The sequence below is a fragment of the Intrasporangium calvum DSM 43043 genome, from assembly GCF_000184685.1.
Taxonomy (GTDB): domain Bacteria; phylum Actinomycetota; class Actinomycetes; order Actinomycetales; family Dermatophilaceae; genus Intrasporangium; species Intrasporangium calvum.
In genome coordinates this window covers 1615669-1641913 of sequence record NC_014830.1, presented here as the reverse complement: position 1 = coordinate 1641913, position 26245 = coordinate 1615669, and the positions used below count along the sequence as shown (strand labels likewise).

Below are 26245 nucleotides of genomic sequence, written 5' to 3'. Positions count from 1 at the left end.
CGTGACTGATGCCACGTCCGCCCGCCGGATCGGCCCGTCGGGCCACCTCCATCCTCTCCCCCTCCGGCTCGCCGCACCGTGCGGTGTGAGCGGCCAGACACGACCGGCGCGCTCACAGCCGGCGGCACGCTGCGCGTCAGAGGCCGAGCTGCCTCGCGACCGCGTCGCCCCCCATGGCGCGGATGACGTCAGGATCCCCGACGACGACGAGACGGTCGGTCGCGCGCGACATCCCGACGTAGAGCTTCTCCCGGCCGCGGTCGGCGTTGTCCGTGTTGATGCAGAGGACCACGGCCTTGCGCTCCAGGCCCTTGCAGCCGAGCACGTGGCCGTAGAACACGTCCTCGTCCTCCCAGAACGACCGCCAGTAGCCGATCTGGCCGTCCGTGTCCTGACGCTCCGCCTGGACACGGTGCCGGGATCCCATGGTCAGCAGGGCGATGTGCTCGGGCCGCCACCCGTCGTCGAGCAGGGCCCCGACCGCGTCGTCGGCCGCATCGACGGCGGCCTCGGTCTCACAGGGGACGACGACGACGTCGGGGCCCTCCCCACCGCGAAGCGTCATCCGCATCGGGGTGAGCGGACCGAAGGCCCTGGCGATCTGCCGGGTGTTGCGCAGGTTGTGGTCGAGGACCAGCGGCACGAGCGGGACGGGTGGTTGCCCGTAGCGCGGGAAGATCCGCTGGTTCTCGTCGCTGTAGACGTAGACCCCACCGGTCTCCTCGTCCTTGAGCGACTTCATCAGCGGGTTCCACCAGTGGTCGGCGAAGTCCTGTGCCTCGTCGACGATGATCGCGTCGAACCGCCTGCTCTCCGGCAGCCGCTCGGCCACCGCCGCCATCTGCGCCGCGAGGTCGCGCTCCCAGAAGTCGCGGTCGTTGCGGTCGTGGGCCGTGGCGATGCCCCACTCGTTGGCCAGGTCCTCGAAGGACCCCGCGAAGGCCGGGCGGTGACGGTGCGGCGCCGCCTGGAGCTGGCGCTTGAAGTACTGCGAGAGGCCGATCGAGTAGCAGAGCAACGCCACCCGCTGGGGTCGGCGCTCCCCCTGGCCCCGGGTGAGGTCCTTGGCCTGCGTCAGCGCGAGGATCGTCTTCCCCGAGCCGGCTCCGCCCCGCACCTCCATCCGGTGGATGAGTCGCGTCACCTTGAGCAGCTCGGCCTGCTCGCGCGTCAGTCGGTCCGCCACCGACTCACGCTCGTCGGCCTCGGCTGCGCCGTCCGGCGCGGGCAGCCAGCGGCCCGTGAGGATCTCCTGGATGAGGTGGACGTCCTCGTGGGTCGGTACGCGCTGGTCGTTCTGCTGCAGCGCGACGACGTCGTGGATGCGACCGGCGAGGTCGTCGAGGTCGTCACGCCCGCTGACCATCCACCGCGGGCAGTCCGGAGTGGCGAAGTCCGGGCTGAGATGGGTGAACGGCACGACGAGCGCATGGCCGAACCGCACCCGGCTGCGCTGGTTCTTCCAACGAGGATCAGCCTCGATGAAGTCCCTCAGGGCGTACCTGCCGTCGCGGGCCTGCTCCACCGGCCGGATTCGGCTGGTGCGGTTGCGCCCCCCGGACCACCATTGTCCTTGGCCGTCCACCGAGACGCTGCCGCCCTTCACCTCGACGACGACGACCCCGACGTCCGGCATGAGCGCGACGACGTCGAGCTCGTGGTCCTTCTGGGTGCTCGTCAACCGGAGATTCGGGATGAGGACCGTGCCCGGGGGCACCTGGCTCGTGAGCCGGTCCCAGACCACCTGCTCCGCCTCGCTGGCGAAGCCATGCGCCGTCTCGTCACTGCCGCTCTGGCCCCCGCGCTCCCAGCTGTCCACAGGTCCGCACCTTAGCCACCCTCGCGTCGCTCCGCAGGAGGATGCGCACCCGGATGCTCAGCGGACGACCATCACGGGCGACGTCGCGTGGTGAATGACCGTATGGCTCACCGAGCCGAGCAGCATGCCGGCGAAGCCCCCTCGCCCGCGCGAACCGACGACGACGAGGCCCGCACCGGCCCCGACCCGTGCGATGGCCAGCCCCGGACTGTCCTCGACGACCTCGAAGGTCACCACCAGAGTGGGGTGTGCCCGTGTGACTCGCTCGACCAGCTCGGCCGTCGCGTCGGCCGCGTAGCCGCGCAGCTCGTCGGCGAACCGCGCATGGTCGATGGCGTACGCCTCGCCGTACACCATCGGGCCCAGCTCCGGCTGCGTGTGCAGATCCACCGAGGGGTGAATGGCACGGACGAGGTGGAGGGGCGCTCCCGCCCTGGCGGCGACCTCCCCCGCGCGGTCGAGGGCGTGGAGGGCCGCCTCGGAGTCGTCGACGCCGACGACCACCCGGTGCTCGGCGTCGGGATGGAGGGAGGCCTCCCCGCGCACCACCACAGCGGGACATCGCGCGTGGGCGGTCACGGTGTACGACGTCGATCCGAGCAGACCCCCGAGCAGGCGGCCGCGCCCATGAGAGCCGGTGACGACGAGGTGGGCGGTCTCGCTCGCGGTCACGAGCTCCCCGGCAGCGCCTCCCAGGATGCTGCTGCCGGTGACCTTCGCGCGGCCGAGGACGAGCGCGGCACGCTCCACTGCCCCGGCCACGACCTCGTCGGCTGCATCCGCGATCAGCTCACTCTGCTGGTCGGGCGGCGCCGGACCCAGCACGGGAACATGGGCGAGGTCGTAGCAGTGCAGGATGGTCAGCGGACGGTCCTCCCGGAGCGCCGTCTCGACAGCCCAGTCCAGGGCGGGCTCCGACCCGTCCATGCCGCTGTAGCCCACGACGATCCGTCGGCTGTCCGGTGACTCGGTGGAGCCGGTCTCCCCGCTCATGGTCGTCCTTCCAGGTCGAGCCGGACCCGTCGACCGGCCCTGAGGCCATTATCTCCCCGGGAGCCGCGTCCGTTCCGGGACGACGCACGAAGATGCCGCGCGTCGCCGCAGGTCAGACCACGCGCCCCTGCGGGGCGTTCAGCTGGGTCAGCTCGGCGTCCCGCTCGACGACGTCGCCGAGCACCTCGTCGACGAGCGCCATCAGCTCGGGTGCCAGCTCGACCCCGGCTGCCTTGACGTTCTCCTTCACCTGCTCCGGACGCGATGCGCCGATGATGGCGGCGGCGACGTTGGGGTTCTGGAGGACCCAGGCGACCGCCAGCTGTGCCAGGGTGAGGCCCGCCTCGTCCGCGACCGGTTGCAGCCCCTGGACCCGATGGAGCACGTCGTCGCGCAGGAACCGCTTGACGAAGTCGGCCCCGCCCTTCTCATCGGTGGCTCGCGATCCCTCAGGCACCGGCTCCCCCGGCACGTACTTGCCGGTGAGGACGCCTTGGGCGACGGGGCTGAAGACGATCTGGCTCACGCCGAGCTCCTCGCTCGCCGGGACGACCTCGTCCTCGATGACCCGCCAGAGCATGGAGTACTGGGGCTGGTTCGACACGAGCTGGAAGCCGAGCTCGCGACTGAGTCGCACGCCCTCGCGGATCTGCTCCGCCGTCCACTCACTCACCCCGATGTAGAGCGCCTTGCCCTGGCGGACGATGTCGGCGAAGGCCTGCATCGTCTCCGCCAACGGCGTCTCGGTGTCGTACCGGTGCGCCTGGTAGACGTCGACGTAGTCGGTCTGCAGCCGCGTGAGGGAACCGTTGATCGACTCCATGATGTGCTTTCGCGACAGACCTGTGTCGTTCTTGCCCTTGGGCCCGGTGGGCCAGTACACCTTCGTGAGGATCTCGAGGCTCTCCCGGCGTTCGCCCTTGAGCGCCTCACCGAGCACGACCTCTGCTGCGGTGTTCGCGTAGACGTCTGCCGTGTCGAAGGTGGAGATGCCCGCATCGAGCGCAGCGCGCACGCACTGCACCGCCACGTCGTTCTCCACCTGGGACGCGTGCGTCAGCCAGTTGCCGTAGGTGATCGCCGAGACCTTGAGACCACTGTTGCCGAGATACCGGTATTCCATGCACCCACCGTACGGGTGCCCTCCTCTCGGTCGGCGACGGCGGGGCCCCTACCGCACGCCGGCGCGCCGGGAGCCGTTGCGCTGCCGGATCTCCTCCTGCTGCTCGATGAGCTGCTCGCGCTTGCGGGCCTTCTTCACGGACGCCTCCGTGCCGCGAGGTGGCAGCTGGATCGCCTCCTCCGCGGGGATCCCCGCCTGCAGCTCGCGTCCGCGCTCCATCTCCGCGTCGACCTCGGCGCCGAAGAGGAGGGCGAGGTTCATCAGCCACATCCAGAGCAGGAAGACGATGACGCCGGCCAGCGAACCGTAGGTCTTGTCGTAGTTCGAGAAGCCCGAGACGTAGAAACCGAACCCGACCGAGGCGACGATGGCCGCCAGGATCGCGATGACGGCCCCGACGGACAGCCACCGGAACCGCGGCTGCTTGACGTTGGGGGTCGCCCAGTAGAGCAGGGCGACCATGGCGATGACGAGGATCAGGATGACCGGCCACTTCGCGATGCTCCACGTCGTGACCGCCGCGCCGCCCAGACCGATCGTGTCACCGACGGCGCGAGCCAGGTCGCCGGTCAGCACCAGACCGAGGAGGATCAGGGCCGCCATGATGACGAAGGCGACCGTCAAGGCGAGGTTGAGCGGACGCAGCCGGATGAAGGGGCGCCCCTCGTCCACCCCGTAGATGCGGTTCATCGCCCGGCCGAAGGCGCCGACGTAGCCCGAGGCCGACCAGACAGCCCCGACGAGCCCCACGACGAGCGTCAGGCCGGCCGCGCCGGAGTTGACCATGTCGGTGATGGGTCCGCGCAGGGTGTCCGCCGAGTCCCCCTGCCCGACGGCCTCGAGGATGTCGAGGAGACTCTCGACGGTCGACCGCCCCCGGCCGAAGACCCCGAGGAGCGAGACGAGGGCGAGGAGGCCCGGGAAGATCGACAGCACGCCGTAGTACGTCAGCCCCGCCGCGAGGTCCGTGCACTCGTCATGGCCGAACTCGTGGGCCGCCCGCTTGAGGCTGGTCCGCCAGATCTTCGGACGCAGGTCCGGTGGCGACTCGGGCTTGCGGGGGTGGTCGGGGGCGAGGGCGGTCTCGGCCCGCTCCACACTCTCACCTTCGTTCATCGTGGGGACTCCTTCGGCTCCGCCGGCTCACGCGGTCCCTACCCCGCTACCCAGCCTGTGGGAAACGCACACCGCAGCCCCCGTCGAGCCGGAACACCACGCCCGCCTCGCACGTTGTAGAACATGCGTTCGGTCCTCGCGGCCCGTCTCGGTCCGAGATGACGCATCAGGCGCGGCCACGAGCGAGCAACCGGCTCGCAGCCGGGTGTCCGACGCAGGGAGAAGGTGAAGCGTGATGCAGAAGCGGAAGAGGTTCGTGGAGTTCGAGGAGGACAACGGGACCGTCCTGCGGTACTTCCACCACGAGAACGGTGGGGGTCTGGTGGCCTCCTCGGCGGAGGTAGATGCGACGGCTTGGGTCGACGGGTCGGCCTACGTCGAGGCCGGGGCCGTCGTGCGTCCGCGGGTCCGCGTCCTGGCCGGCGCGTGGGTCGACCGCGACGCCGTCGTGCGCGAGGGCGCCCAGATCGGCAGCGCCGCCCACGTGGGGCCGCGTGCCGTCATCGGCCGCGGCGCCCAGCTCGGCCCCCGGGTCAAGGTCGGCCCCGACGCCCACGTGGGTGCCGGCGCGCGGCTCGGTCCTGACGCCGTGGTCCCGGCGGGGAGCCGGATCCCCTCCCACCGGACCGGGGCGCGGCGCACCGCCGCCTGACCCCAGCATCCCGATCGAGGGAGCAACCGGTCGTATGCCGCTGGGCTGGCTCCCATCGCCGGACCGGGTGCCGCTCGCGGACCCTAGGCGAGGTCGTGCTCGCGCGCATAGGCCGCCGCGGCGGTCCGCGAGGTGACGGCGATCTTGGTGAAGATGTTGCTCAGATGGCGGGCCACGGTCTTGTCGCTGAGGAACAGCTCGGCGGCGATCTGGGGATTGGTGCGGCCGCTGGCCACGAGCCGCAACACCTCCGCCTCCCGCGCGGTGAGCCCACCGGGGAGGCCTGCGCCCAGGAGTCGTTCGACCTCGCGCCTCGCCGGCTCGCTGCCCAGCTCGCTGAAGGTCCGCAACGCCACGGTCAGCTCCGCCGTGGCGGAGACATCGTCGCCGAGCGCCCCGAGCGCGACCCCGATCCGGGTCCTGGCCCGCGCGGCGTCGTAGCGCGCCCCGAGCTCGATCCACTCCTTCCACGCGCGACGAAGGTGGGCGAGGGACCCCGCCGGATCGTCGCGGGCGAACGCGACGAGCCCAGCGGCATACTCCCCCCTCGCCGCGACGGCGGCGCACCCGAACGACCCGGCGAGGCCGCCGAGCTCCTCCGCCGCCTCCGCCGCCTCGTCGAGCAGCCCGGCCGCGAGGAGGACCTCGACGGCTGCGCCGAGAAGGCTGACGCGGGTCAGGGGGTCGCGCGCCTCAGCGAGCAGCCGGTGCATGGACGCGACGGCTGCCCCGGTCCGGCCTCGCGCCAGGGCCAGGAGGGAGAGCCCGGGCTGCGGCTCGTGCCCCCATCGGGCCGCCTCGTCGTAGGCCGCCTGCGCCCCGTCGAGGTCGCCGACGGTCCGCAGCACCTCGCCACGCTCGTACATCGCGAGGCCCGTCGCCGGGTCCATCCCGTTCGCCTCGTACCTCTCGGCCGCCAGGGCGAGCTCGGCCAAGGCGTCAGCGAACGAGCCCTGGGCGCGCAGGATCTGCCCACGATGGACCGCGCACTGGCCGGTGAAGGCGACGAGGCCTGACTGGTCCTCGCACCAGGCGGTCAACGCGTCGGTCCACTCGACCATGCGGCGGTAGTCGGCGACCCGTTGGCACGCCTCGATCATGGCGCAGTAGACGTGTCCTGCCACGACCGGCGACACCTCGCCCGCGGTGATCGCCACCATCGCCTCGTCCAGTCTCGCCAGCCCCTCACGGACCTTCCCACTGTGCAGCAGCGCATAGCCGGAGATGGAGAGGGGGTAGGCGACGAGGTCCGCGTCGTCCCACTTGCGTCCGATCTCGGCGATCCGCTCGCAGCAGGCGACGACGCCCGCGAAGTCGCCTTCGGCGAAGAGGCGGTGGATCTCGTGGACGAGCAGGTGACCTCGGACGTCGGCGTCCTCCGGCTGGTCGTCGCTGAGGCGTCGTGCCCGGGCGAGCCACCCGGCTCCGACCGCCGGCTCGCCGCTCGTCGAGAAGATCATGGCGAGCTGGTTCGCGTCGTACGCCGCCGCCAGCCGGGCGCCGGCCGCGACGTGGGACGTGTGCGCTCGCTGCAGCGCCCGGACGGCTGCATCACGGTCCCCGCCGAGGTAGGCCGCGAAGCCCAGGGCGCGCAGATCGTCGCCGTCGAGCTGAGCGGGGTCGGCGCGCGACAGGTGGTCGCGTGCCGTGCCCCAGGCACGGCGCGCGTACGCCTCGCGTCCCGCAGTGAGCTCGTCGACCGCCATGGCTGCTCCGTCCACCGACGATACTCGCGAACCGACGGGCGGACGGGCGGGTTCACCGAGCTCCGACCCGCCCGCCCCCTCCCCCGTCCCCACCCCCGTCCCCACCCCCGTCCCCACTGGGGGGACGATCAGGCAGCTGCCGGATGGTGAGGCATGGCCTGGCCCACCCGAGCCCGACCGACGATCTGCCTGGCGACGTGCCCGGCGTCGTGACCCGCGCCGTGGATGAGCATCGAGCGGGCGGACGACTGGAAGCCGAGTCCGGCGAAGTACAGTCCCGGCGCGTCGTCGACCACCCCGCCGAGCTCCCTGGGCCACCCGCGCTCGTCGAAGACATCGAGGTCGACCCAGTCGAACTGCTGGCGGAAGCCGGTGCACCACACCACGGTGCGGACGTCGATGGCTCCGCGGCCGCCCACGACGGGCCGGCCGCCCTGCACACCGGTGACCCGTTCCCGGACCCAGTCCACGCCGCGGTCGGCAAGGTCCTGCGCCTGCACCCGCAGCCGCGGTCCGCCGTTGAAGCGGAAGTGATCCATCTGCTTGCGGCCCAACGGGGTTCGCCGGCTGAGAACGTGGCCGAAGCAGAACAGCAGCACCGGGAAGACGACCTTGAGCAAGGGCGAGGAGAACGGGACGGGGATCTGGCCGGTGTCGCGCCCCGCGAGGATGGTCGGGTGGGTCTGCGCGAGCTCGTAGGAGATGTCGCACCCGGAGTGCGAGGCGCCCACGACGAGCACGGGTCCCGGCGGCAGGTCGTCCGGCCGGCGGTACTCGCTCGAGTGGAGCTGGACGATGGACGGGTCGAGCTGGTCCGCGAAGCCCGGGATGAGCGGCGATCGGCCGAACGTGCCGGTGGCGATGACGACGTTGTCGGCCTGGATCCGACCCCGGTCGGTGACGAGGACGTAGCCGGCCTCGCCCGCCCCGGCAGGGGATGCCGTGAGCCCGGCCACCCGCGTGCCGAGCCGGACCGGCAGACGGTGCTCAGCGGCATACGACTCGAGGTAGTCGGCGAACTCGTCCTTGGTCGGCATCTCCCAGGCCGGCTTCGGGAAGGGCGTCCCGGGAAGGCCATCCGCCCAGGCCGGCGTGAAGAGGCGCAGGCTGTCCCACTGGTGGCGCCAGCCGTCCCCGACGCGGCGCTCACCGTCGAGGATGACGAAGCCGCGGCCCTTCTCCTTGAGGTGGTAGCCGGTGGCGAGGCCCGCCTGGCCGGCGCCGATGATCACGGTCTCGAAGTGCTCGGTGTGCATGTCTGGCTCCCTTGCTGACTCGGTGCTGACTCTCTGGTGGACGTGGTCGCTCCGCGCCCATAGCGCAGGCTCCACAGGAGCATCAGCGCCGAGGACGCGAGGTAGAAGCTGTGCAGCACCCAGATCGGGCCCGGTGGCAGGTGGAAGACGTAGAGCGAGTAGAAGGCGTTGCCCACGTTGGCCATGACCAGGCTGGCGCGGCTGTAGGAGCCGAGGTCCTTGGTCCGGGCCGCCTTGCCCAGCATGGGAAGGGCGCTGGCCGCGAAGACGACCGTGGCGACGGCACCGGCTGCGATCGGGATGGAACTGCCCATGGCCTCGACGGTAGGGATCCCGGTCCCACCACCGCGTCGGGCGGTTCACCCATCCCCGACGCCCCTCGATGGGTCGATCGACCCACGTCGGGCCGCGCCACCCGGCCGTATGCCGCTGAGCCGGCTCCCAGCCCGGCCGTGCCGTCGCGGGGGGCTGGGTTGGAATCGCTCATTTCGAGGCAGGCGCGCGGGGCGGCTCCTACGATTGACCGGTGATGCTCGTCGAACGCGACCATCAGCTCCACACGCTTGGCGCCTACCTCGACGAGGCGGCGGCCGGTCATGGCCGACTGATCTACGTGTCCGGTGAGGCCGGGATCGGGAAGTCAGCGCTCGTGAACACCTTCACGGCGTCGGCGGCACCCCAGGCGCGTGCCGCGGTGGCCTACTGCGACGGATCACTGACGCCGTCGCCCCTCGCGCCGCTACGAGAGCTTCTCCCGACGCTGCCACCAGGTCTGTGGCCGGACGACGCGACCCGCCAGGTGATCCTCACCTCCCTCCTCGGTGCCCTGCGCGAACCGCCCGGCTCCGTGCCATACCTCCTGGTCGTCGAGGACGCCCACTGGGCCGACCAGGCCACCCTGGATCTCCTCCTTCACCTCGCCCGCCGCATCCACACGTGCCGGGCCCTCGTCGTCGTCACCTACCGACGCGAGGACGTCGACGCGATCCATGGCCTGCGCCAGCTCCTCGGTGACAGCGCCTCCGCCACCGGCACCCGACGACTCGACGTGCCGCCCCTGTCGCGCGATGCAGTGGCCACCCTGGTCGCGAGAAACGCGGGGTCCCAGCCGCTCGGCAGCGGGGTGGATGTGACACGCCTCCACGAGATCACGCATGGGAACGCGTTCTACGTCACCGAGGTGCTCTCGAGTGGGCTCGACACCGTTCCCGAGCAGTGCCGAGACGCGATCCTCGCTCGGGTGGCCAACCTCCCCGAGACGACCCAGCAGGCGCTCGAGGTCGTCGCGCTCGCGGGGGCTCGAGCGGAGGTCGACCTGCTCGAAGAGCTGCTCCGGGACGGGCTGGCCGCCCTCGACGACGCGCTGGCACGTGGGCTGCTCGTCGAGGCCGACGGGGCCGTCACGTTCCGACACGAGCTCGCCCGCATCGTCGTCGCCGAGCAGGTCCCCATCGGCAGGCGGATCCATCAGCACCGGCGCCTGCTCGCCGCCTTGGAGGCCCGGGGCGCGGACCCCGCGCGGCTGGCGCACCACGCGGACGCCGCGGGCCTGAGCCAGTCGGCCGTCGCGCACGCCACGGTCGCGGGCCGGCGTGCCTCCGACCTCGGCGCCCACCGAGAGGCAGCCCGTCAGTTCGAGCGGGCCCTGGCCCATGCAGCCCGTCTCCACGGGACGGGGCTGCCTGACGAGCAGATCGCAGACCTGTACTGGTCATTGGGTTACGAGCTCTACGTCACCGGTCGGATCGGTGAGGCCTCCGTGGCTGTCGAGGAAGCCCGTGACCTCTGGGAGGCCCAAGGGGCGACCACCCGAGTCGGCGACGCGTGGCGGTGCCTGTCCCGGCTGCTCTGGTTCGAGGGACGCAACGCCGATGCCGAGGCCGCGGCAGAGCAGGCCCTGGACGTGCTCGAGGGACCCCCGACACCCGAACTCGCCTACGCCTACAGCAACATGACCCAGCTGCGCATGCTCACGAGCGACAGCGCGGCCACCCGCACGTGGGGAGCGCGCACACTGAGCCTCCTCGACTCCCTCGAGGAAGGCCGTGCCCGCACCGAGCTACGCGCGCATGCGCTCAACAACCTCGGGACGATCGAGGTCGTGGCCGGTGACAGGGCGGCTGGCATCGCCATGCTCGAGGAGAGCCTCGACCTGTCGCGCCGGGCCGAGATGCACGAGCACGCTGCCCGCGCGTACCTCAACCTGGCCTCCAGCGCCATCGCCCAGCGTCGGCACGACGATGCCCAACGCAGCCTGGCCGAGGGAATCGAGTACTGCACGGAGCGCGACCTCGACTCCTGGACGAACTACCTGCTGGGGTGCGACTCAGAGCTTCAGGTCCAGCGCGGGGACCTGGGCGCGGCGGAGCGCAGCGCTGAGACCGTCCTCGCCCATCCTTCGCTGGCGAGCTCAGCGGCCCTGTCCCCGCTCGTGAGCCTGGCCCACGTCCGGGGCCAACGCGGCGAGGGCGGGTACGAGGACCTCGTCACCCGGGCCGCTGCCCTCGCCGAGGGCATCGGCGAGGTGCAGGCGGTGGCCCCGGTCGCCGCCCTGCGGAGCGAGCTCTCCTGGCTTGCCCGACGTGATGCGGATGCGGGTGCGATTGCGACGACCGTGGTGGAGCTCGTCGAAAGGGCGGACTGCCCGTGGAACCGCGGCTCAGTGCTGCGATGGCTGCCGCAGGGGGCACCCGGCACGCACCGCGAGGTGGCACCACCTTTCGCCGCGGAGCTCGCCGGCGAGTGGGCGGAGGCGGCACGCTTGTGGGAGAGCCTTGGCTGCCCGTTCGACGAGGCCCTCGCACTCGCGCGGAGTGGCGACGCCGACGCGCTGACCCGCGCAGCAGGGATCTTCGACGAGATCAAGGCTCACGCAGGCGCCGCCCGGTGCCGGGCAGACCTCCGCTCGCTGGGGCGGACGCCACCACGGGCGCCGGGCCGGACGACACGAGACCATCCGGACGGGCTGACGAGGCGAGAGTCGGAGGTGGCCGCGCTGCTGGCCCGGGGCCTGTCCGACTCTGCCATCGCTGAGCGGCTCGTCATCTCCCGACGCACGGCGGAGCACCACGTGTCGTCGATCCTGGCCAAGGTCGGCGTGGGCTCCCGCCGTGATCTGGCCGAGTGGTACGCCGCCTCCGAGTGACCGCTGGGGTTGCGGCGGCAAGGTTGCCTGAGTCGCGCCGGTAGGTAGGGGCGAGAGGGGCCAGAACATGGGTAGCCGTCACCCATGCCCCGACCCGGCCCCCTTCGTGACTCTGGAGGCATCACCACCACCCACCGAAAGGGGAGGCACGATGCCGCTCTTCATGGATGTCCACTCGCTCGGCGACGGAGTCACGATGGACGATGTCGCCAGGGCCCATGCCGCAGACCTGGCCACCCAGGACGCGCATGAGGTCAGCTACCTGCGCTACTGGGTCGCCGAAGGAGAGGGGCAGATCTTCTGCCTCGTCGAGGCCCCGAACGCGGAGGCCGCCGACACCGTCCACCGCGAGGCGCACGGCCTGGTTGCCGACCACGTCTACGCCGTCCAGGAGGGCAGCTGACATGCGCGCCAGGCTGGCAGGCACCTTGGCCTCGCTCTCCCTGGTCGCGATGCCGTCGCTGGCCGCAGCCCACGACGGCGGGGCCGCCGACGTCTCACCCGGCTCAGTCAGGACGCACGGGCACACCGCGAAGCTCGCTGAGCTGCGAGACGTGACGAGGCCCTATCAGTCCGGGCCCGGAGGCGGCTGGACGACTCAGGTCTTCGACCTCGCGGGGATCACCTGCATCACGGATCCCGCGGGTCGCGGGGCGATGGGGATCCACTTCGTCGATGTCGTCAGCCTCCTCGACGGCCAGGTCGACCGGCTGTCACCCGAGGCCCTCATCTACGAACCCGGTACAGGTGGCTCGCTGACGCTGATCGCGGCGGAGTACCTCGTCCTCGCAGACGCCTGGGACGCCGGGCACGCGAACCCACCCATCCTCTACGGTCAGCGGTTCGCGCGGGTCGCGGAGGGCAACCGCTATGGGCTCCCCGCGTTCTACGAGCTGCACGTCTGGCACGAGAAGGCCAACCCCAACGGGACGTTCACCGACTGGAACCCCGAGGTGCAGTGCTGAGTCGGCCGGGTCGACTGGACGCGACCCCACCCGAACCGGGTGGGGTCGCGCCCACTCACGCCCTCTCGAGTGCTCCCCTCGTCACGATCCCGGGTCGCGCCAGGAGAACTGCGGCTCGTAGCCGAGCACACGACGCGCCTTGTCGATCGACAGGAGGGTGGTGTGCTCGCCGATCTCGCCCGTGCGCGGGACGTCGGGGTAGATCTCGTCGAGCAGCTCGGCGTTGGGACGGGTCATGACCGTGTCCGGTGACGCGACGATGAACGCGTCGAAGCCGGTCGCGTCGTGGAGCAGCGCCTTCTCGACGGCTTGGGCGCCGTCGCGTCCGTCGATGTAGGCCCAGAGGTTCCACTTGCGGGTGCGGGCGTCCTCGTCGAAGGGGAACTCGGCATAGTCGGCGACATCCATGACGTTGGAGAAGCGCAGCCCGATGATCTTGACGTTCGGGTGCCACCGGCAGAGCTCGCCCGCCAGCTGCTCCTCGAGGTGCTTGACGAGGGAGTAGACCGACTCGGGGCGTCCGGGGTACTCCTCGTCGACGGGCACGTACGGCGGCGCTGTGTCGAAAGGCAGCCCGAGCACCGTCTCGGAGGAGGCGAAGACGATGTTGCGGATCCCGAGTCGGATGGCCGCGTGGAAGACGCTGAACGTCGCCGTCATGTTGTTGCGGAAGGTCTCGATGTCGCTGGCGAGCCCGGGCGCTGGGATCGCGGCCAGGTGGACGACCGCTTCCACGGGGGCGGGCTGGGCGCCGTCACGGGCACCGGAGAGGGCGTCGAGGACCTGCCCGTAGTCGGACAGGTCCACCCGGACGAAACCCGCACCACGAGAGCCCTCACGGTCAAGGTTGACAACGGTGTGGCCGCTGGTCGAGAGCCGTTCGACGACGTGACGTCCGAGCTTGCCCGAACCTCCGGTGACGGCAACGCGCATGGTCGGCTCCTCTGGTCGGCGCGGTTCCCGCCCACCCTAGGCCCCATCAGAAGTCGTATGCCGCTGGGCTCGCCCCCGCTCCGACCTCGCCTACGGGGCGGGCGCGAGGGTGCGCCGCCGGATGTGGTCGGTGATGGACTGTCGGGCGGCGCGGCCTTCCGGGACCGGCAGCAGCGGGGTGTCGTGGATGGCGTCCGCCTGCTCGTGGTAGCCGGCCAGCGACGCCGTGGGCAGGAGGTCGCGCAGCAGGCGGCAGTCGGGCAGGGTGATGTCGCGCGTGCCGACCCACAGGTCCACGGGCGGGACCCCGTTGAGCTCGCCGCGGATCGGGCTGAGTCGCGGGTCGTCGAGGGGCAGCCCGTTGGCCCACGACCGGGCGACCGGGCGCAGGCCCGGGCGGGCCAGCCACGGGTCGATGCGTTCGACGGCATCGATGCCTGGGTTGGACATGGTCAGGTCGAGCCACGGCGCGATGAGGGTGAGACCGGCGATCCGGATGTCGTCCCGGCCTGCCGTCGCCTGAGCAGCCAGCAGGGCCAGGCCGCCTCCGGCGGAGTCACCGACGACGTAGGCCGTCCGGCCGCCTGCGCAGACCGTCTCGAGCACGTCGGTGACGAACGCCAGCGCCTCGAGGCCGTCGTGGCGAGGTGCGAGCCCGTAGAGCGGCACGTGCACGTCCACTCCGAGCTCGACGGCGAGGTGGGCCACGAGCTCCCAGTGCTGCCGCACGATCTCCCGCGTGTACGCGCCTCCGTGGAGGAAGACGAGGCTCGTCTGGCCCGTTTCGCCGGCTCGCCCAGTTTCCGCTGCACTGACCGTGTGCACCTGGAAACCCCCGATCTGGCGAGAGGACACCGCGCAGCGTCGCCTCAGCGACCGAGGCGGGTGGGACGACGACTGTGGCTGCCGGAGCATTGCCGCCCCGGCCTCCTCGCTGAGAAACGCGCGTCGCCGGGTGAGGCGAACGACGAGCGCGACGACCTTCATCTGCCAGCTGGCCAAGGGGACCTCCTCATCGGTAGGGAGAACCGTAGCGACGGGGCTTCATGGGGCTCGTGCGGGCATGCCGGGCACCCCGCCGCTGGTCGGGCGAGGTGCGGGGCGGGACGTTCAGGTGTGCCAGGTCACGCCGGTCGGCCTGACGGTCGCGGTCAGCTCGTGACGGTGCACATGGGTGTGGTGCCGTCGGCACAGCAGGGCCAGGTTGTCCATGCTGGTGGGCCCACCGCCCCACCAGGGGGTCACGTGGTGCGCGTCGGTCCACTGCGCTGGAGCCGTGCATCCCGGGAACGTGCACCCCGCATCGCGTTGCCACAACGCGGCCCGCATCGCGGCCGTGACGAGCCGCCGGGCCCGGCCGACGTCCAACGGCTCCCCCGCCCCGCCGAGGACCATCGGGATGATGGCCGCATCACAGGCGAGCCGCCGCACAGCCGCCGCCGTGATCACGTCCCCGGACCCGGCGAGCCCGGTGCCACGGATCCGGCCGGTGAGCACCTCGTGATCGAGGGTGACCACCAGCTTGGCCTTGTCCGTCACCGGTAGGTCCGCAGCTGCCGCGACGCCCCGCTCGACGATCTCGACCAACGCGTCCGCGCGGCGCTTGGCGGGCGAGCGCGGGTCCGGCGACACCGTGTGACCGTGCCCGTCCCGCTCCGGACAGGGTGCTGCCAGCGGGGCGATCGCCGACTTCAGCACGGCGGCGGCCTCCGGGTCCAACACCCCACGCAGGCTGACCATCCCGGTCCGGTTCGGTTGACCGAACCACAGGCCCCGCGCCGAGCGTCGGCCCGCATCAACCCGTTCCTCATCCCCCTCGTCCTTGGGTGGCCGGACCTGCTCGGTGTGATGACGCACGAGCCGGGTGAAGTCCTCCACGACCAGCCCCGGGGCGGCCCCCAGCAGATCCGTCACGGCCCCGTCCACCTCCTCCGGATCCGCTACCGGTGAGACCCGCTGGTCGAACTCGACGATCCGGGCCGCCTTGGCCACCGTGACGTGCTGCATGGTCACCCGCGCCCGCAGCTCTCGCCACCGGGGCTCGTTCACCGCCCGGGCCACGGTCTCCAGGTCCTTCGCCTGGCCCGCGCTCATCCCGGGATCCACCGACCGCAGCCAGTCTGCGGGCCGCAACCCACCGGGCGGCTGCTCGCCACGTGCCTCCAGCTCGGCCAGGACGTTGACGAGCACCACCTCATGCTGAGCCCGCGCTGCGGCCACATGCTCCACCGCCACGGCCAGCTCCGCCGAGCCGTGCGACACCAGCGAAGCCCCCAACAACGCGTCGATCTTCACTGCGAGCGGCTCTGGACGCTCCGTCTCCTCGGTGTCCAGGCGAGCCTCCGCCTGCGCCAGAGAAGCCTCCAGCCAGCCAGCGTCCGCGCCGTCGAGGTCCAGACTCTCCGGATCCACCGCCACCACCCCGAGCGGGTCGACCGGCAAGGGCCCATCCGGATCCACCTGCGCCCAGGGGCCACACCGCCGGATCCCACCCACTGCTGGCAACTTGGGGCCCCCACGCCGACCCCGCCCGCTCGGCGAGGCTTGGGCCGGTGCAGCGTCGACGGGCCCTCGCAACGAGGCCCAGAACGCCTGCGCGGCACCTTGAGCATCACTCTCGTGTCGCGACTCCACCTCACTCAGCCGCGCCCGGAGTCGGTCGAGAACCGCCGCATCGGGAACCATCACACCAACCTAGAACCGACCACCGACAACACCCCTGTTTCATGTTCAGCCCGCTCGCCCGCCGCACCAGTGCTGGGCGGACGGGCCCTCAATCCCGCTCTGCCTCAAGCGCCTTCCGTGATGCCATCTCGTTCGCGCGACCGATGGCTTCGACGAGCTGGGCCTTGGTCATCCGAGAGCGGCCCTGGACCCCGAGCCGCTTGGCAACGTCGTACAGGTGTGCCTTCGATGCGTTCGCGTCCACGCCCCCGGCGGTCTCCCCACCCCTTCGGGCCCGAACGCCGTGACGGGCTGCCTGCGCGTCGGAGGGCCCCTTCTCCACCTTGGCCTCCCAGTGGTCCCCGACCTTCTCGAAGCTGTGCTTGAGCGCGGAGAACGCCGTTCGGTGAGCCCGCTCTCCCTCGCCGTACTGTTCGACGGCGTTGTCGTGGACCGTGGCCCAGAGATCCTGCGCCTGCTTCGAGGACCGTCGGAGGGTGGAGGGCATCTCCTCGCGGGCCGGCATCACGGCTCGCCTCGTTCCGAGACCGGATCGACCGGATCGACCGGCGCGACGGGTCTCGCCGGCCTGAGCAGCCCCGGCGAACGGGGGGCGCGTTCGCTGACCCCGCTGGGGATCTCGTGGCCCTCGGTGGTGGTGGAGATCCTTGAGCGCATGAGCGCCTCCTTGTCCGCGCTGGAGTCTGACATCCGGCTCCTACCCGAAGGGCCGCGCCAGTACAGGGGCGAACCCCATCAGGCCACGTCCGAAGCGGCAAGCGGTTCCGGCAGGCGCAGCACCCCGTCGTGGGTGGCGATGTGGAAGCCGAGCAGCTTGACGCCGTGCGCACGGCACACCTCGATGGCCCGCTGGTGCCAGTGGCGGTCGTCGTCGGTGGGACGAAGCGCGCCGACTCGGCCACGTGCCAGGAGGATGGAACCACGGCTCTGCGCCAGGAGCGGGAGCACCAGCTCCAGCAGGTCGACCATCTCGTCGGGCGAGGCTCCCGGCTCGACGCACTTGAGGCACAGGGGCTGCACGCCGTGGTCCTCGCTGTCGCACAACATGGCTGAGAAGCAGCCGAGCGCGCGGTCCTCCTCGAGCGTGATGAGGTCGATGACGTCGGCGGCGTAGGTGTGGTCGGAGAGGTCGAGGTCGCGGGCTCCGCCCTGCGGAAGATCCTTGAATGACATGACCATCATGCTGGCGCGGATCGACCCGGTCCTCGCAGAGTTACCCACAGGCTCGAGCGAGCCGGGCCGCACGGCCACGTCCCGTCGGTCACGACCACAGCTCGGGAAGCCGCTCGACCAGCGACTCGAGGACCGCTTCCTCGTGCACGGCCACGCCCCGGGCACGCATCGCCGCAGCGAGCTCCTGGTCCCAGTCTGCTTCGATCGGGCGACCGCTCAACGGTTCCGAACCGTGCCCACCGTGGTAGTCGTCCGGGCCCATCAGCCACGGGTCAGCGCCGAACTCCGCCAGACACGAGTTCGCGAGCGCCACTCCGGCCCAGTCGAAGTCGCCGTGGTATCGCAGGACCGCCCCGGAGGTGACGAGCCGCCTCAGCACCTCCCGCACGACAAGGTTGGCGCGGCCCATGGTGCACACCAAGCCGATTCGCTCGGCAGTCGGGCCCCGCTCGGCGATCGCCTCGAGAATGCGGGGGTTCTCACACACCAGGATCCGTTGCTCTTTCAGGAAGGCGACTCCCGAGTCCAGGTCCCACCAGGTGAGGTGCCGGGGAGCAACGCGGGCATCGGCCGCCCCCGGCGCGGGTGGGCCGCCGTCGGTGCGGTGCGCGGCGGTCCCCGAGAGGCCAGGTCCAGCCAACCTCGGCGTCGACGCCGCCGGCATCGGGGCCGGTGTGATGTTCCAGACCAAGCAGGTCGCGGACACGCGGTCGACGACGACCCCAAGCGCCTCCCACAGGCGACGACGCTCTGACGCGCTCCGCGGGAGACGGGTGCCGGACCGGGCAGCCGCCGCCCGCAGCACCACGAGGGCCACCTTTGAGCCGTCGTCCAGACCGTGCGACGAACCCGTGATCCGGGCCGCGAGGTCCGTCCGGGCGTGTGCTTTCGCTGGGCCGTTGCCGAACGCCCCGCAGCCCTCGAGCACACGCAGTGCGGTGATGAGGACAGACGTGCTGTCGGACCCGGCAGTCAGCACCCCGTCACGACGCAGCGCGGCCAGCCAGTCGTCGACCCAGCCGGTGGCCGCCGCTGGGATCAGCCCCACGGACGCCTGCGGCGCCCCAGCAGCGTGGCCCCCGCTCACCGGTGCACCCGGCCCGCTCACCGGTGCACCCGGCCCGCTCCCCGAGGAGCCGGGCAGCTCCTTCAGCAACCATTCGCGCGCGGCGTCGAACGGCCCCTGCCGCAGGGCGATCGCATCGCGACGTTGCGCGGCGCGGTCGACGAGGACACGACCGGTCACCCACGTCACGACCTCGGCGACTCCACGCCCCGTGCGGGCGCGGAACCGGTGGTCGAGGTCGGCGAGCCGCAGTCGGACGGTCGCTCCGGTGACGGGTGAGCCGACCACGTCGGACAACGCGTGTCGTTCGTCCCGAGACAGCCCTGCCACCTCGAGCGTGCCGCGGGGCTGGAGTGCCCGTCGCTCCAGGGCGTCCCCGACGTGGTCCCAGACGCGCCGCAGGCGGTCGCCGTGCAACCACTGCGGCGCGGGTTCAGCCATCGCCTCCCCCTGCCGAGCCCGACGCCGCGGGTCCCCGGGCCCCCACCGCAGTCAGCAGCTGGCCGTCCCACCGGTGCTCGAACTGCGCGATGCCGCGCTCCCCGGGGCTGCGCAGCGCCTCGTAGATCGCCAGCTCCGGCACCGTGGCGTGGGTGCCCCAGAGTCGCTCGCTCGTCACGACGAAGTCGAGGTCGAGGTCGACGAGCAGCCCGAAGAGCAGCGGGTGGGTGCGCGCGTCGATCTTCGGGAACGCGTCATCGAGCAGGACGAACCGCGGTGCATGGGGCGCCGCGCCCGCGAGGGAGGTGAAGTGCGCGGATGCGGCAGCAAAGAGCGGCAGGTAGCACAGCACCTTCTGCTCGCCCTGGGACAGGGCGGACTTGCGTTGCAGGTCCCGCCACTCCCCGGTCTCCGGTCGGTGGTACTGAACGCTGAACGCGAACCACCGGCGGTAGTCCAGGGCCCGGGAGAGGTGCTCGGCGTAGGACTCCTCGGGCGCTTCACTGCGCGAGGAGTCGATGAGCCGGTGGAGCGACTCGCGCAGCTCGATCCGCTCGCTCGGCAGGAGCGCCCCGACCGGCTGCCCGAGCAGCTCCACGGCGCGCTTCGCGTCGGCGGCGATGTCGTCCCGCTGCCGCCAGCGGAGGCGGACGCGGATGCCCTGTGACGTCGTCACACCCCGCAGCTGTGAGTTCATCGCCGCGACGAGCTCCTCGGCCTTGAGTCGCACGCCACGGAGCGCGTCCCCGAGATACCCGAGAACCTGCTCCTCGAAGATCTGGCGCTCGCGCTGGCTGAGCAGCTCACGGTTCGCCCGGACCGTGGCGGAGAGCTGGAGCTCGAGGGCCACGAGCGGCAGCTCGCCGCCCTCCCCGAGCCCGAAGGCCACCCACACGTCCTCGACCTTGGCCAACCGGGGCTCCAACGTGGCGGCCGCGCTGGCCAGCAGCCCTTGGCTGGCGGAGATGACCGGCGTGTCGTCGCTGCACCCCCCTTCACCGAGGGCGGCGAGGATGGCGCGTGGTTCGTCTGGCGTCCAGTGGTCGTATGCCGCTGAGCTCGCTTCCACGGCCACGTGACCTTCCGTCGTGGCGGAGGCGATCACGCCGGGAGCGCGCTCGAGGCGGACGAGCCCCTCACGGGCCGCACCCAGCCGGGGAGTCGCCTCGCCGAGTGAGTGAGCGGCGGTGCGATGCTCGCTCTCGAGGGTGGCCGAAGCCCGCACGAGCTGTTCGACCTGTCGCACCTGCTCACGACGCTCGGCGTCGGCCCGATCTCGGGTCTTGGCGAGCTCGTCGAGGCGCTGCTCGAGCTCGGCGACGGAGGCACCGGCAGACGCACGGAGCTCGTCGAGCTCGGCAGCAGCGGTCGCGGCCTCGGTCCGAGCGCGCTCGTCGTCATCCGCGGCCTCGTCCAGGCGCTCCCGCTCGGCGACCGCGAACCGGCCTCGCTCCTCCCACTCGGCCAGGTCCCGCTCGAGGACCGAGCGTCGGTCGTCGAGGTCGCGGGTCTGGTCGAGGATGGCGCGGAGCCTCTCATCCCGAGCGTGCAGGCCCTGAGCGGTGATGGGCAGGTCGTGGATCTGGCCGAGCCTGACGAGCTCGTCGTGGGCCACCGCCGCGGCGGCGCGTGCGGCCTGGGCCAGACGTGCGGCAGCGGCGAGCTCCGCCCGAGCCTCGTCGACGGCCGTGGCGCTCGCCTGTTCCGCGGCCCAGGCAGTGAGGAGGCCTTCGTGGGAGGGGCGGGCGCGGTGCCAGGCGTCGAGCGATTGCAGCGTGGCGGTGTGGAGCTGCACCTGGGCGCCTGCGACCGCGATGGTTCGACCCAGCTCGTCCAGACGCCCGTCAAGAGCCGCGAGGCGTCGTGACCGCTCCGCATCGCGAGCGGCCGCTCCGATGAACTGCGCCCTCTCCTTGTTCGTTCGACCCACGAGAGGGCCGGTCCACCACGAGCCGTCGAGCCCGATCCGCACGTGGGCGAGAGTGTGATCCGCACGTGGTCCCCCGGCGAGCGAGTCGTCGTCGGGCGCAGCTCCGGACCGCAGATCGTCGACGAGCCCCACCCGGGACAGCACGGCGTCGACCACGTCGCTGGGGACCGCACCGGGCAGGTGCGAGTCGGCGCGCAGGACGGCGGCGAGGCTGCGGCCGGTCCCCTCCTGCGGCTCGGGGGAAACGTCGATGAGGAAGGCGTCCTCGGCTTCGGGCACGACGCGTCCCTCGGCTGTGACCCAGGCGTCGAGGAGGCCGCTGCCCTCGAGGGCAGCTTCGATGGCAGCGCGCGTGGGCGCGTCGATGTCGTCGCGGAAGTCGACGAGGCGCCAGAAGGGTGCACCTCCGATGGCCTCCAGCGCACCTCGGTCGTCCCGGCGCCACACCGGAGGCGCGGGTCGAGGGTCTCGCTCGGCGGCGACCTCAGCCCGCTCGGCCCGAACCTGTTCCTGGTCGCCCTCTGCGGCAGCGAGCCGCGTCCGGGCGTCGGCGCGGTGCTGCTCGGCCTCGGCGCGGACCGGGGCAACCGCGTCGGCAACGACTGCTCCGAAGGCCCCCAGCTCCGCAGCCGAGATCTCCGGACGCGGGACGGGAACGGCAGCAGTCATCTCGAGCCACGTGGTGAGCGCGGCCACGAACTGTTCCGTGGCGTCCATCGTGGCGGTGACGGCCTCGTCGTGGCGGGCCTGCCGGCCCGCGAGCGTGGTCTCGGCCCGGGCGCTGTCCTCCTCCCGTCGGACGGCGTCGCTGCGCAGGTCCTCGGCCCGGGCGCGCGCCGCGTCGACGACCTTGACCGCAGCCCTCGCCACACCGACGCGGTCTCTCACGTCCAGCAGCTCCTCCGGCGCAGCAGCCAGCGCGGCCCGCAGCTCGACGACCGAGTCAGGTGCTCGCCAGTCGGGCTCCGCTATCGCGAGGTGCGCGACACGTGCGAGCGGGCCGACGATGCCGGCGTCGGCGCCCTCGGCGCGCACCGTCCGGGCTCGGCTCACCCACTCGGTGGTGGCGGCGACGAGGTCCACCGCCGCATCGGTCGCCCGGCGCTGGGCTTCCGACACGCGCTGCTGCTGCTCGACGAGGCGTCGCTCGGCCTGGTCGGCGAGCTGGAGACGCGTTGTCAGATGATCGTCGAGGGCGAGCAGCTGCGCCTGCGCGCGGGCCTCAGGTCCGGCTTTGAGCTGGGTGATCCGGGCGGCGGCGTCGGCGAGCTCCGACTCCGCGCGGTGCTGAGCTGCTCGGGCGCGGTCGAGCCCGTCGAGGGTCTCGGCGACCGCACGTTCCAGCCGGCGTACCTCCCGGCGGGCCCGGCGCTCGACGTCGGCCGCGTCGACCACCGCTTGGGCGCGTTCCGCGACCACGCCGCGGGCGTAGGTGCGGTAGCTCTGGAGGAAGGAGCCAATCGCCGCAGCCGCGCGCTCCTGCCGGTCGATCTGCTCACCGAACTCCTCGAGCTGGTCGAAGGTGTCCCCCGCTGAGCGGAGCGCGGACTCGTCGATCTGCGGCAGTGCCTGGACCAGCTGCTCTGCGAGCCGTTTGGGGTCGATGTCCTCGCCGACCTGGGGCTGGCGCAGCCAGTAGAGGAGCCGGAGCAGGTCTTCGTACTGGTCGAGGGGGAGGCCGAACAGCAGCTGGCCGACGTGCTCGCGGTAGCGGCGCGTCGCGTTGGGGTCGAAGAAGTGCCCGTCGGTCTCGACCTCGGCGCGCAGCCGCTGCAGCGACAGGGGGCCGGCCGCGTCGGTGAGGTGCAGGTCGACTCCGACGCGCCGGGGCGAGGTGAAATACCACGTCGTGGCGGTCCGGGCCGAGTCGCTGGCCCGCAGACCGATGCCGCAGGTCAGGGTCTCGCTCCCGCCGTCGGCAGTGGGCCGCGCGAACTCGACCCAGAGGTAGCCGGTCCGGTTCGCTCCGGTGTATCCGTCGAGCATGAGCCAGAGCAGGCTCGTGTGGTGGCGACCCGACGCAGTGATCTTGGCCTTGTCGCCATCGATGACGAACGGGAGGAGCATCTCGAGCGTCTTCGACTTGCCCGCGCCGTTGGTGCCCCGAAGCAGGAGTCGACCACCGCCGAAGTCGAAGACCTGGTCGTCGTACTGCCACACGTTGAGGACCCCGCCCCGGCTCAGCGAGAAGCGCTGCGGTCGTTCGTCGTTCAAGACTCCCCCTCCAGGTCGAACAGTGATGCCTCCCCGCGGCCCGACGCTGCAGCCAGCTCGGCGACAGGTCGGTAGCGGTGGGCGGCCGCGTGGACCTGCCACTCGCCAGGGTCGCCGTCGGGCTCCGGCCGGACGAGCCCGACGGACTCGAGCAGCCGCAGGCTCTCGGCGACGGCGGCCGACGGGTCCTCGCGCTGGTCCCGACGAAGGCCGGCAGCCCACGTCGCAAGGAGCGGCCGCCCCAGGGCGTCGATCCTTCCGCGACCGATGCGGTGCCACGCGGAGGACGACGGGCCGGCGCGCCCGAGCGGATCGGGCGCCGGCCGCACATCCTCGACCATCGCCTCGAGGAGCAGCAGCGCCAGGTGGCTGGTGCGGCCTCGACCGGGGAACTCGACGTCGGTCAGCTCCTCGTCAGGGTCCAGGCCGAGGGCTCCCTCGGCGCGCAGCTCGAGCGCCAGGCCGAGCTGGTCGAGGTGCCACTCGCGCTCGCGGTTGCGGTTGCGGGCCCACCACTCAGCGTGGTCGGGTGCCAGGTCACTGGTCGTCAGGATCGGCGACTCGACGAGGCGACGGCGGGTCGTGATGCGCGCCCCGCCGGCAGCCGAGGGAACCTTGGCCGGTGCCAGCAGGTCGTCGACCGACTCGAGCGTCGACAGTGGGGCGGCGACGAGCAGGCCGAGGACGTCGCGGCGGACGTCGAGCAGGGACTGGGTGCGTTCCTCGGCCCAGTGCTCGAGGTCCCCGTCGCGCTCGCTGAGCGCCCCGAACCGGACGAGCGCGAGCAGCGCGGCGTGCAGCGCCCGGCGGTCCCCGATCGCGTCGAGGTCCACGTCCACCCCGGCCTCCACGGCCGTCGAGCGGACTCCTGCGACGAGCTCGTCCACGAGCAGCTGGGACTTGGTCCGGGTGAGCGCCGCGATCGTCAGCGTCAGCATCGCGTAGGCCCGCGGGGTGAAGGGCACCCCCGCCCGACCCCGGAGCAGCGGGCGCGACCCGTCACGGCCGAGGCCCGTCTTGTAGAGCCGGGCCCCCGCCGGATCCACGGTGAGGCGGTATCCGAGCGCCTCGGCGAAGAAGCGGGTCAGGGACACCCGGTGCCGCCGGATGAGCCTCAGCTCGTCGTCGTGGCCGTGCCCGACGGGCATGAGGGGCCGCCGAAGCAGCGCCCGGGCCGCGAGGCGACGCTCGTGCGTGTCCTGAGCGTCCTCGGCCTGGGGTGGCCGGGCCAGGCGATCGGCGGTACCCGCGTCAGCGCTCACGACACCGCCTCCTTCCCTCCGGCCGCCTCGTCGCGGACCTGTCGTCCGGCGCCCGCCTCGACCGCGAGGGAACGGTCCACCAGTCGGAGCCGGCCGGACGGGCTCACGACGACAGTGCCCGCGCCCGGCGTCGACGTGATCAGCAGCACCGCGTCGTGACCCGGGATCGGCACCGCCGCACCGGTGCGGGACCCAGCCGACCCGGTGTTGTCGCTGCCCGCGAGAGCGAGCCCAGCGGCATACAGCTCCATGAGGGCCTCGCGGCCCGCATCACTGAGCCGCACGCGGTCGAGCCGGCCCCGGTGACCGGCGACCTCCGCGACGGCGCGTCGACGCGCGGCGTCGGCTCGGGCATGCTCCTCGAGGCGACGGGCCTTCGTCTGCGAGAAGTCCTCCGGTCGACCGGAGGCCCCCGCGCTGCGTCGCTGGCCGGTGGAGCGGAGCATGATCGGCACCTCCGCCCGGGGAGCGCGGACCCATGACATCGTCGGGGGCACCGCGTCCTCCGACTCGCTCACGGGAAAGCCGAGGTGTCGGCTCGAGTAGAGGCCGAAAGCGCTGGCCCAGATCGCGTGCGCCGTCGTGTCGTCCGCGTCGTCGAACCAGCGGGCCAACCGCAGCAGCTCGGCATGGCGACCGTGCTCGCGCTCATGGCTCGTGACGATCCGCCGCAGGTTGGCGAGCAGCGAGCGCATCGCCTCAGTGGCCAAGCGCCGGACGCCCTCGGCGTCACTCGCCCGGTCGGAGCTACCGGTGAACCAGGCGATGAGACCGTTCCAGTCGGCCGGGTCGAGGCCGGGAGCGCGCTTGGCGGCCCGCCCCTCGAGGTCGACGAGCCGCTGGCCGGCGTTGGCGCGGGCGCACAGCTGCGGGATGCCCGGACGCAGCTGCTCAATGACCTCCGCGATCTGCGGCAGGTGGCGGGCGATCTCGTCGACGAAGCGCTGCAGGTAGTCGATGAGGGCGGTCTTGAACGCCTGGAACTCCCCGCGCTCCAGGTCGAAGCGGCTCAGCACCTGGGTGAGGTAGGTGTAGAACTCGCGGGTGCTGTGCACCAACCGGTCGAACTGGGCGAAGATCGTGCCGATCCGCTGCGCCAGCTCCTGCGGGTCGAGCTCTCTGACATCCGCCGGCAGACGGGCCAGGTCCCGCAGCCCCGCGAGGATGGCACCGAGCATCTCGCTGCTCACCTCGGTGGCCGTCTCGGTGTGCCCGAGCAGCTCGTCGACCTGCCGCTGGACGAGCTCACCACGCTGGGTGAGCTGGTAGCGCGCCCGGTTGCGCAGGTAGTCCTGGAGGCTGCGCGCCTCGGACTCACGCGGGCTCCGAGCGAGGTTCCCGTGCTCGACGAGATAGGCCAGCCGCGCGTCCACGGTGTCCTCGTCGAGCGCGATGCCTTGCTCGGCCAGCCGCGCGCTCACCTCAGCGGCCGACTGGTCCGACAGCATCCCGGCCAGACCCCCGGTGAACAGCCGCATGACCGCGATGTAGGTCGCCGACTCCTCGTTCACGGCATAGCGCAACGCCTCGAGCCGCACCCGGTCGACCTGGGTGCCGCCGGGCTCATCGGCGGAGGGCTGGTCCGTCACGCCGCCAGAGTAGACGCCCCCACCGACAGCCACGCCAGCCGCGCGGGCATGTCGCAACACGCCATGACCTGCGCATGGCGAAAGTCCTGGGACGGCCTGGGTAGCTCCGGCGGGTGCAGGAGCCCATCGCCTCGTGGAACAGTCGCCTGCCGCGGGGCTGGGAGCCAGGCACGCAGC

At 71.9% G+C, this 26245-nt stretch carries 21 protein-coding genes; 4 read left to right on the top strand and 17 right to left on the bottom strand.

Going from position 1 to position 26245, the window contains the following annotated elements:
* Window positions 1-136 precede the first annotated feature (136 nt).
* From INTCA_RS07435 to INTCA_RS07420, 4 genes are all read right to left on the bottom strand, one after another.
* Window positions 137-1819, bottom strand: a complete 1683-nt coding sequence (locus INTCA_RS07435) for an NERD domain-containing protein (protein WP_013492300.1) — start codon at window positions 1817-1819, stop codon at window positions 137-139.
* 57 nt (window positions 1820-1876) lie between these two features.
* On the bottom strand, window positions 1877-2812 hold the full coding sequence (locus INTCA_RS07430; protein WP_013492299.1) for a universal stress protein: 936 nt from the start codon (window positions 2810-2812) through the stop codon (window positions 1877-1879).
* Between the two features lie 112 nt (window positions 2813-2924).
* On the bottom strand, window positions 2925-3935 hold the full coding sequence (locus tag INTCA_RS07425; RefSeq protein WP_013492298.1) for an aldo/keto reductase family protein: 1011 nt from the start codon (window positions 3933-3935) through the stop codon (window positions 2925-2927).
* Between the two features lie 48 nt (window positions 3936-3983).
* The gene (locus INTCA_RS07420; protein ID WP_013492297.1) at window positions 3984-5051 is read right to left on the bottom strand and encodes a YihY/virulence factor BrkB family protein; all 1068 of its coding nucleotides are present in this window, start codon (window positions 5049-5051) and stop codon (window positions 3984-3986) included.
* Between the two features lie 235 nt (window positions 5052-5286).
* Between INTCA_RS07420 and INTCA_RS07415 the strand changes: the two genes are divergently transcribed.
* On the top strand, window positions 5287-5703 hold the full coding sequence (locus INTCA_RS07415) for a transferase (RefSeq protein WP_013492296.1): 417 nt from the start codon (window positions 5287-5289) through the stop codon (window positions 5701-5703).
* A gap of 83 nt (window positions 5704-5786) precedes the next feature.
* Here INTCA_RS07415 and INTCA_RS07410 read toward each other — a convergent pair whose 3' ends face one another.
* The 3 genes from INTCA_RS07410 to INTCA_RS07400 form a co-directional block, all read right to left on the bottom strand.
* Complete coding sequence (locus INTCA_RS07410; RefSeq protein ID WP_013492295.1) at window positions 5787-7409, bottom strand: LuxR family transcriptional regulator; 1623 nt, start codon at window positions 7407-7409, stop codon at window positions 5787-5789.
* A 128-nt stretch (window positions 7410-7537) separates the two neighbouring features.
* Window positions 7538-8665: a flavin-containing monooxygenase gene (locus INTCA_RS07405; RefSeq protein ID WP_013492294.1), complete on the bottom strand. Its 1128-nt coding sequence runs from the start codon at window positions 8663-8665 to the stop codon at window positions 7538-7540.
* Window positions 8638-8979: a hypothetical protein gene (locus INTCA_RS07400; RefSeq protein ID WP_013492293.1), complete on the bottom strand. Its 342-nt coding sequence runs from the start codon at window positions 8977-8979 to the stop codon at window positions 8638-8640. Before INTCA_RS07400 ends, INTCA_RS07405 begins: the two co-directional genes overlap by 28 nt.
* Window positions 8980-9194: 215 nt before the next feature.
* Here INTCA_RS07400 and INTCA_RS07395 point away from each other — a divergent pair, with 215 nt between their 5' ends.
* From INTCA_RS07395 to INTCA_RS18620, 3 genes are all read left to right on the top strand, one after another.
* Entirely contained in the window at window positions 9195-11810 is a 2616-nt protein-coding gene (locus INTCA_RS07395; protein ID WP_013492292.1) for an ATP-binding protein, read from the top strand.
* 151 nt (window positions 11811-11961) lie between these two features.
* A complete protein-coding gene (locus tag INTCA_RS07390) occupies window positions 11962-12213 on the top strand; it encodes a DUF4242 domain-containing protein (protein ID WP_013492291.1) in 252 nt (83 codons plus the stop codon).
* A gap of 1 nt (window position 12214) precedes the next feature.
* Window positions 12215-12775, top strand: a complete 561-nt coding sequence (locus INTCA_RS18620; RefSeq protein ID WP_013492290.1) for a hypothetical protein — start codon at window positions 12215-12217, stop codon at window positions 12773-12775.
* 81 nt (window positions 12776-12856) lie between these two features.
* Here the strand turns inward: INTCA_RS18620 and INTCA_RS07380 are convergent, their stop codons facing one another.
* From INTCA_RS07380 to INTCA_RS07335, 10 genes are all read right to left on the bottom strand, one after another.
* The gene (locus tag INTCA_RS07380; RefSeq protein WP_013492289.1) at window positions 12857-13708 is read right to left on the bottom strand and encodes an NAD-dependent epimerase/dehydratase family protein; all 852 of its coding nucleotides are present in this window, start codon (window positions 13706-13708) and stop codon (window positions 12857-12859) included.
* Window positions 13709-13798: 90 nt separating this feature from the next.
* Entirely contained in the window at window positions 13799-14710 is a 912-nt protein-coding gene (locus INTCA_RS07375; RefSeq protein ID WP_148236519.1) for an alpha/beta fold hydrolase, read from the bottom strand.
* A 108-nt stretch (window positions 14711-14818) separates the two neighbouring features.
* Window positions 14819-16150: an HNH endonuclease signature motif containing protein gene (locus INTCA_RS07370; protein WP_169312908.1), complete on the bottom strand. Its 1332-nt coding sequence runs from the start codon at window positions 16148-16150 to the stop codon at window positions 14819-14821.
* 331 nt (window positions 16151-16481) lie between these two features.
* Entirely contained in the window at window positions 16482-16898 is a 417-nt protein-coding gene (locus INTCA_RS07365; protein WP_013492286.1) for a ChaB family protein, read from the bottom strand.
* The gene (locus INTCA_RS07360) at window positions 16898-17083 is read right to left on the bottom strand and encodes a hypothetical protein (RefSeq protein WP_013492285.1); all 186 of its coding nucleotides are present in this window, start codon (window positions 17081-17083) and stop codon (window positions 16898-16900) included. Before INTCA_RS07360 ends, INTCA_RS07365 begins: the two co-directional genes overlap by 1 nt.
* Window positions 17084-17128: 45 nt before the next feature.
* Window positions 17129-17566, bottom strand: coding sequence for a hypothetical protein (locus tag INTCA_RS07355; RefSeq protein ID WP_148236517.1), 438 nt, complete (start codon window positions 17564-17566; stop codon window positions 17129-17131).
* Between the two features lie 88 nt (window positions 17567-17654).
* On the bottom strand, window positions 17655-19073 hold the full coding sequence (locus tag INTCA_RS07350; protein ID WP_013492283.1) for a DUF2399 domain-containing protein: 1419 nt from the start codon (window positions 19071-19073) through the stop codon (window positions 17655-17657).
* Window positions 19066-23217, bottom strand: a complete 4152-nt coding sequence (locus tag INTCA_RS07345; RefSeq protein ID WP_013492282.1) for a TIGR02680 family protein — start codon at window positions 23215-23217, stop codon at window positions 19066-19068. The genes INTCA_RS07350 and INTCA_RS07345 overlap by 8 nt, the downstream gene beginning before the upstream one ends.
* Window positions 23214-24479, bottom strand: coding sequence for a TIGR02678 family protein (locus INTCA_RS07340; protein ID WP_013492281.1), 1266 nt, complete (start codon window positions 24477-24479; stop codon window positions 23214-23216). Before INTCA_RS07340 ends, INTCA_RS07345 begins: the two co-directional genes overlap by 4 nt.
* A complete protein-coding gene (locus INTCA_RS07335) occupies window positions 24476-26068 on the bottom strand; it encodes a TIGR02677 family protein (RefSeq protein WP_148236515.1) in 1593 nt (530 codons plus the stop codon). Before INTCA_RS07335 ends, INTCA_RS07340 begins: the two co-directional genes overlap by 4 nt.
* Window positions 26069-26245 lie beyond the last annotated feature (177 nt).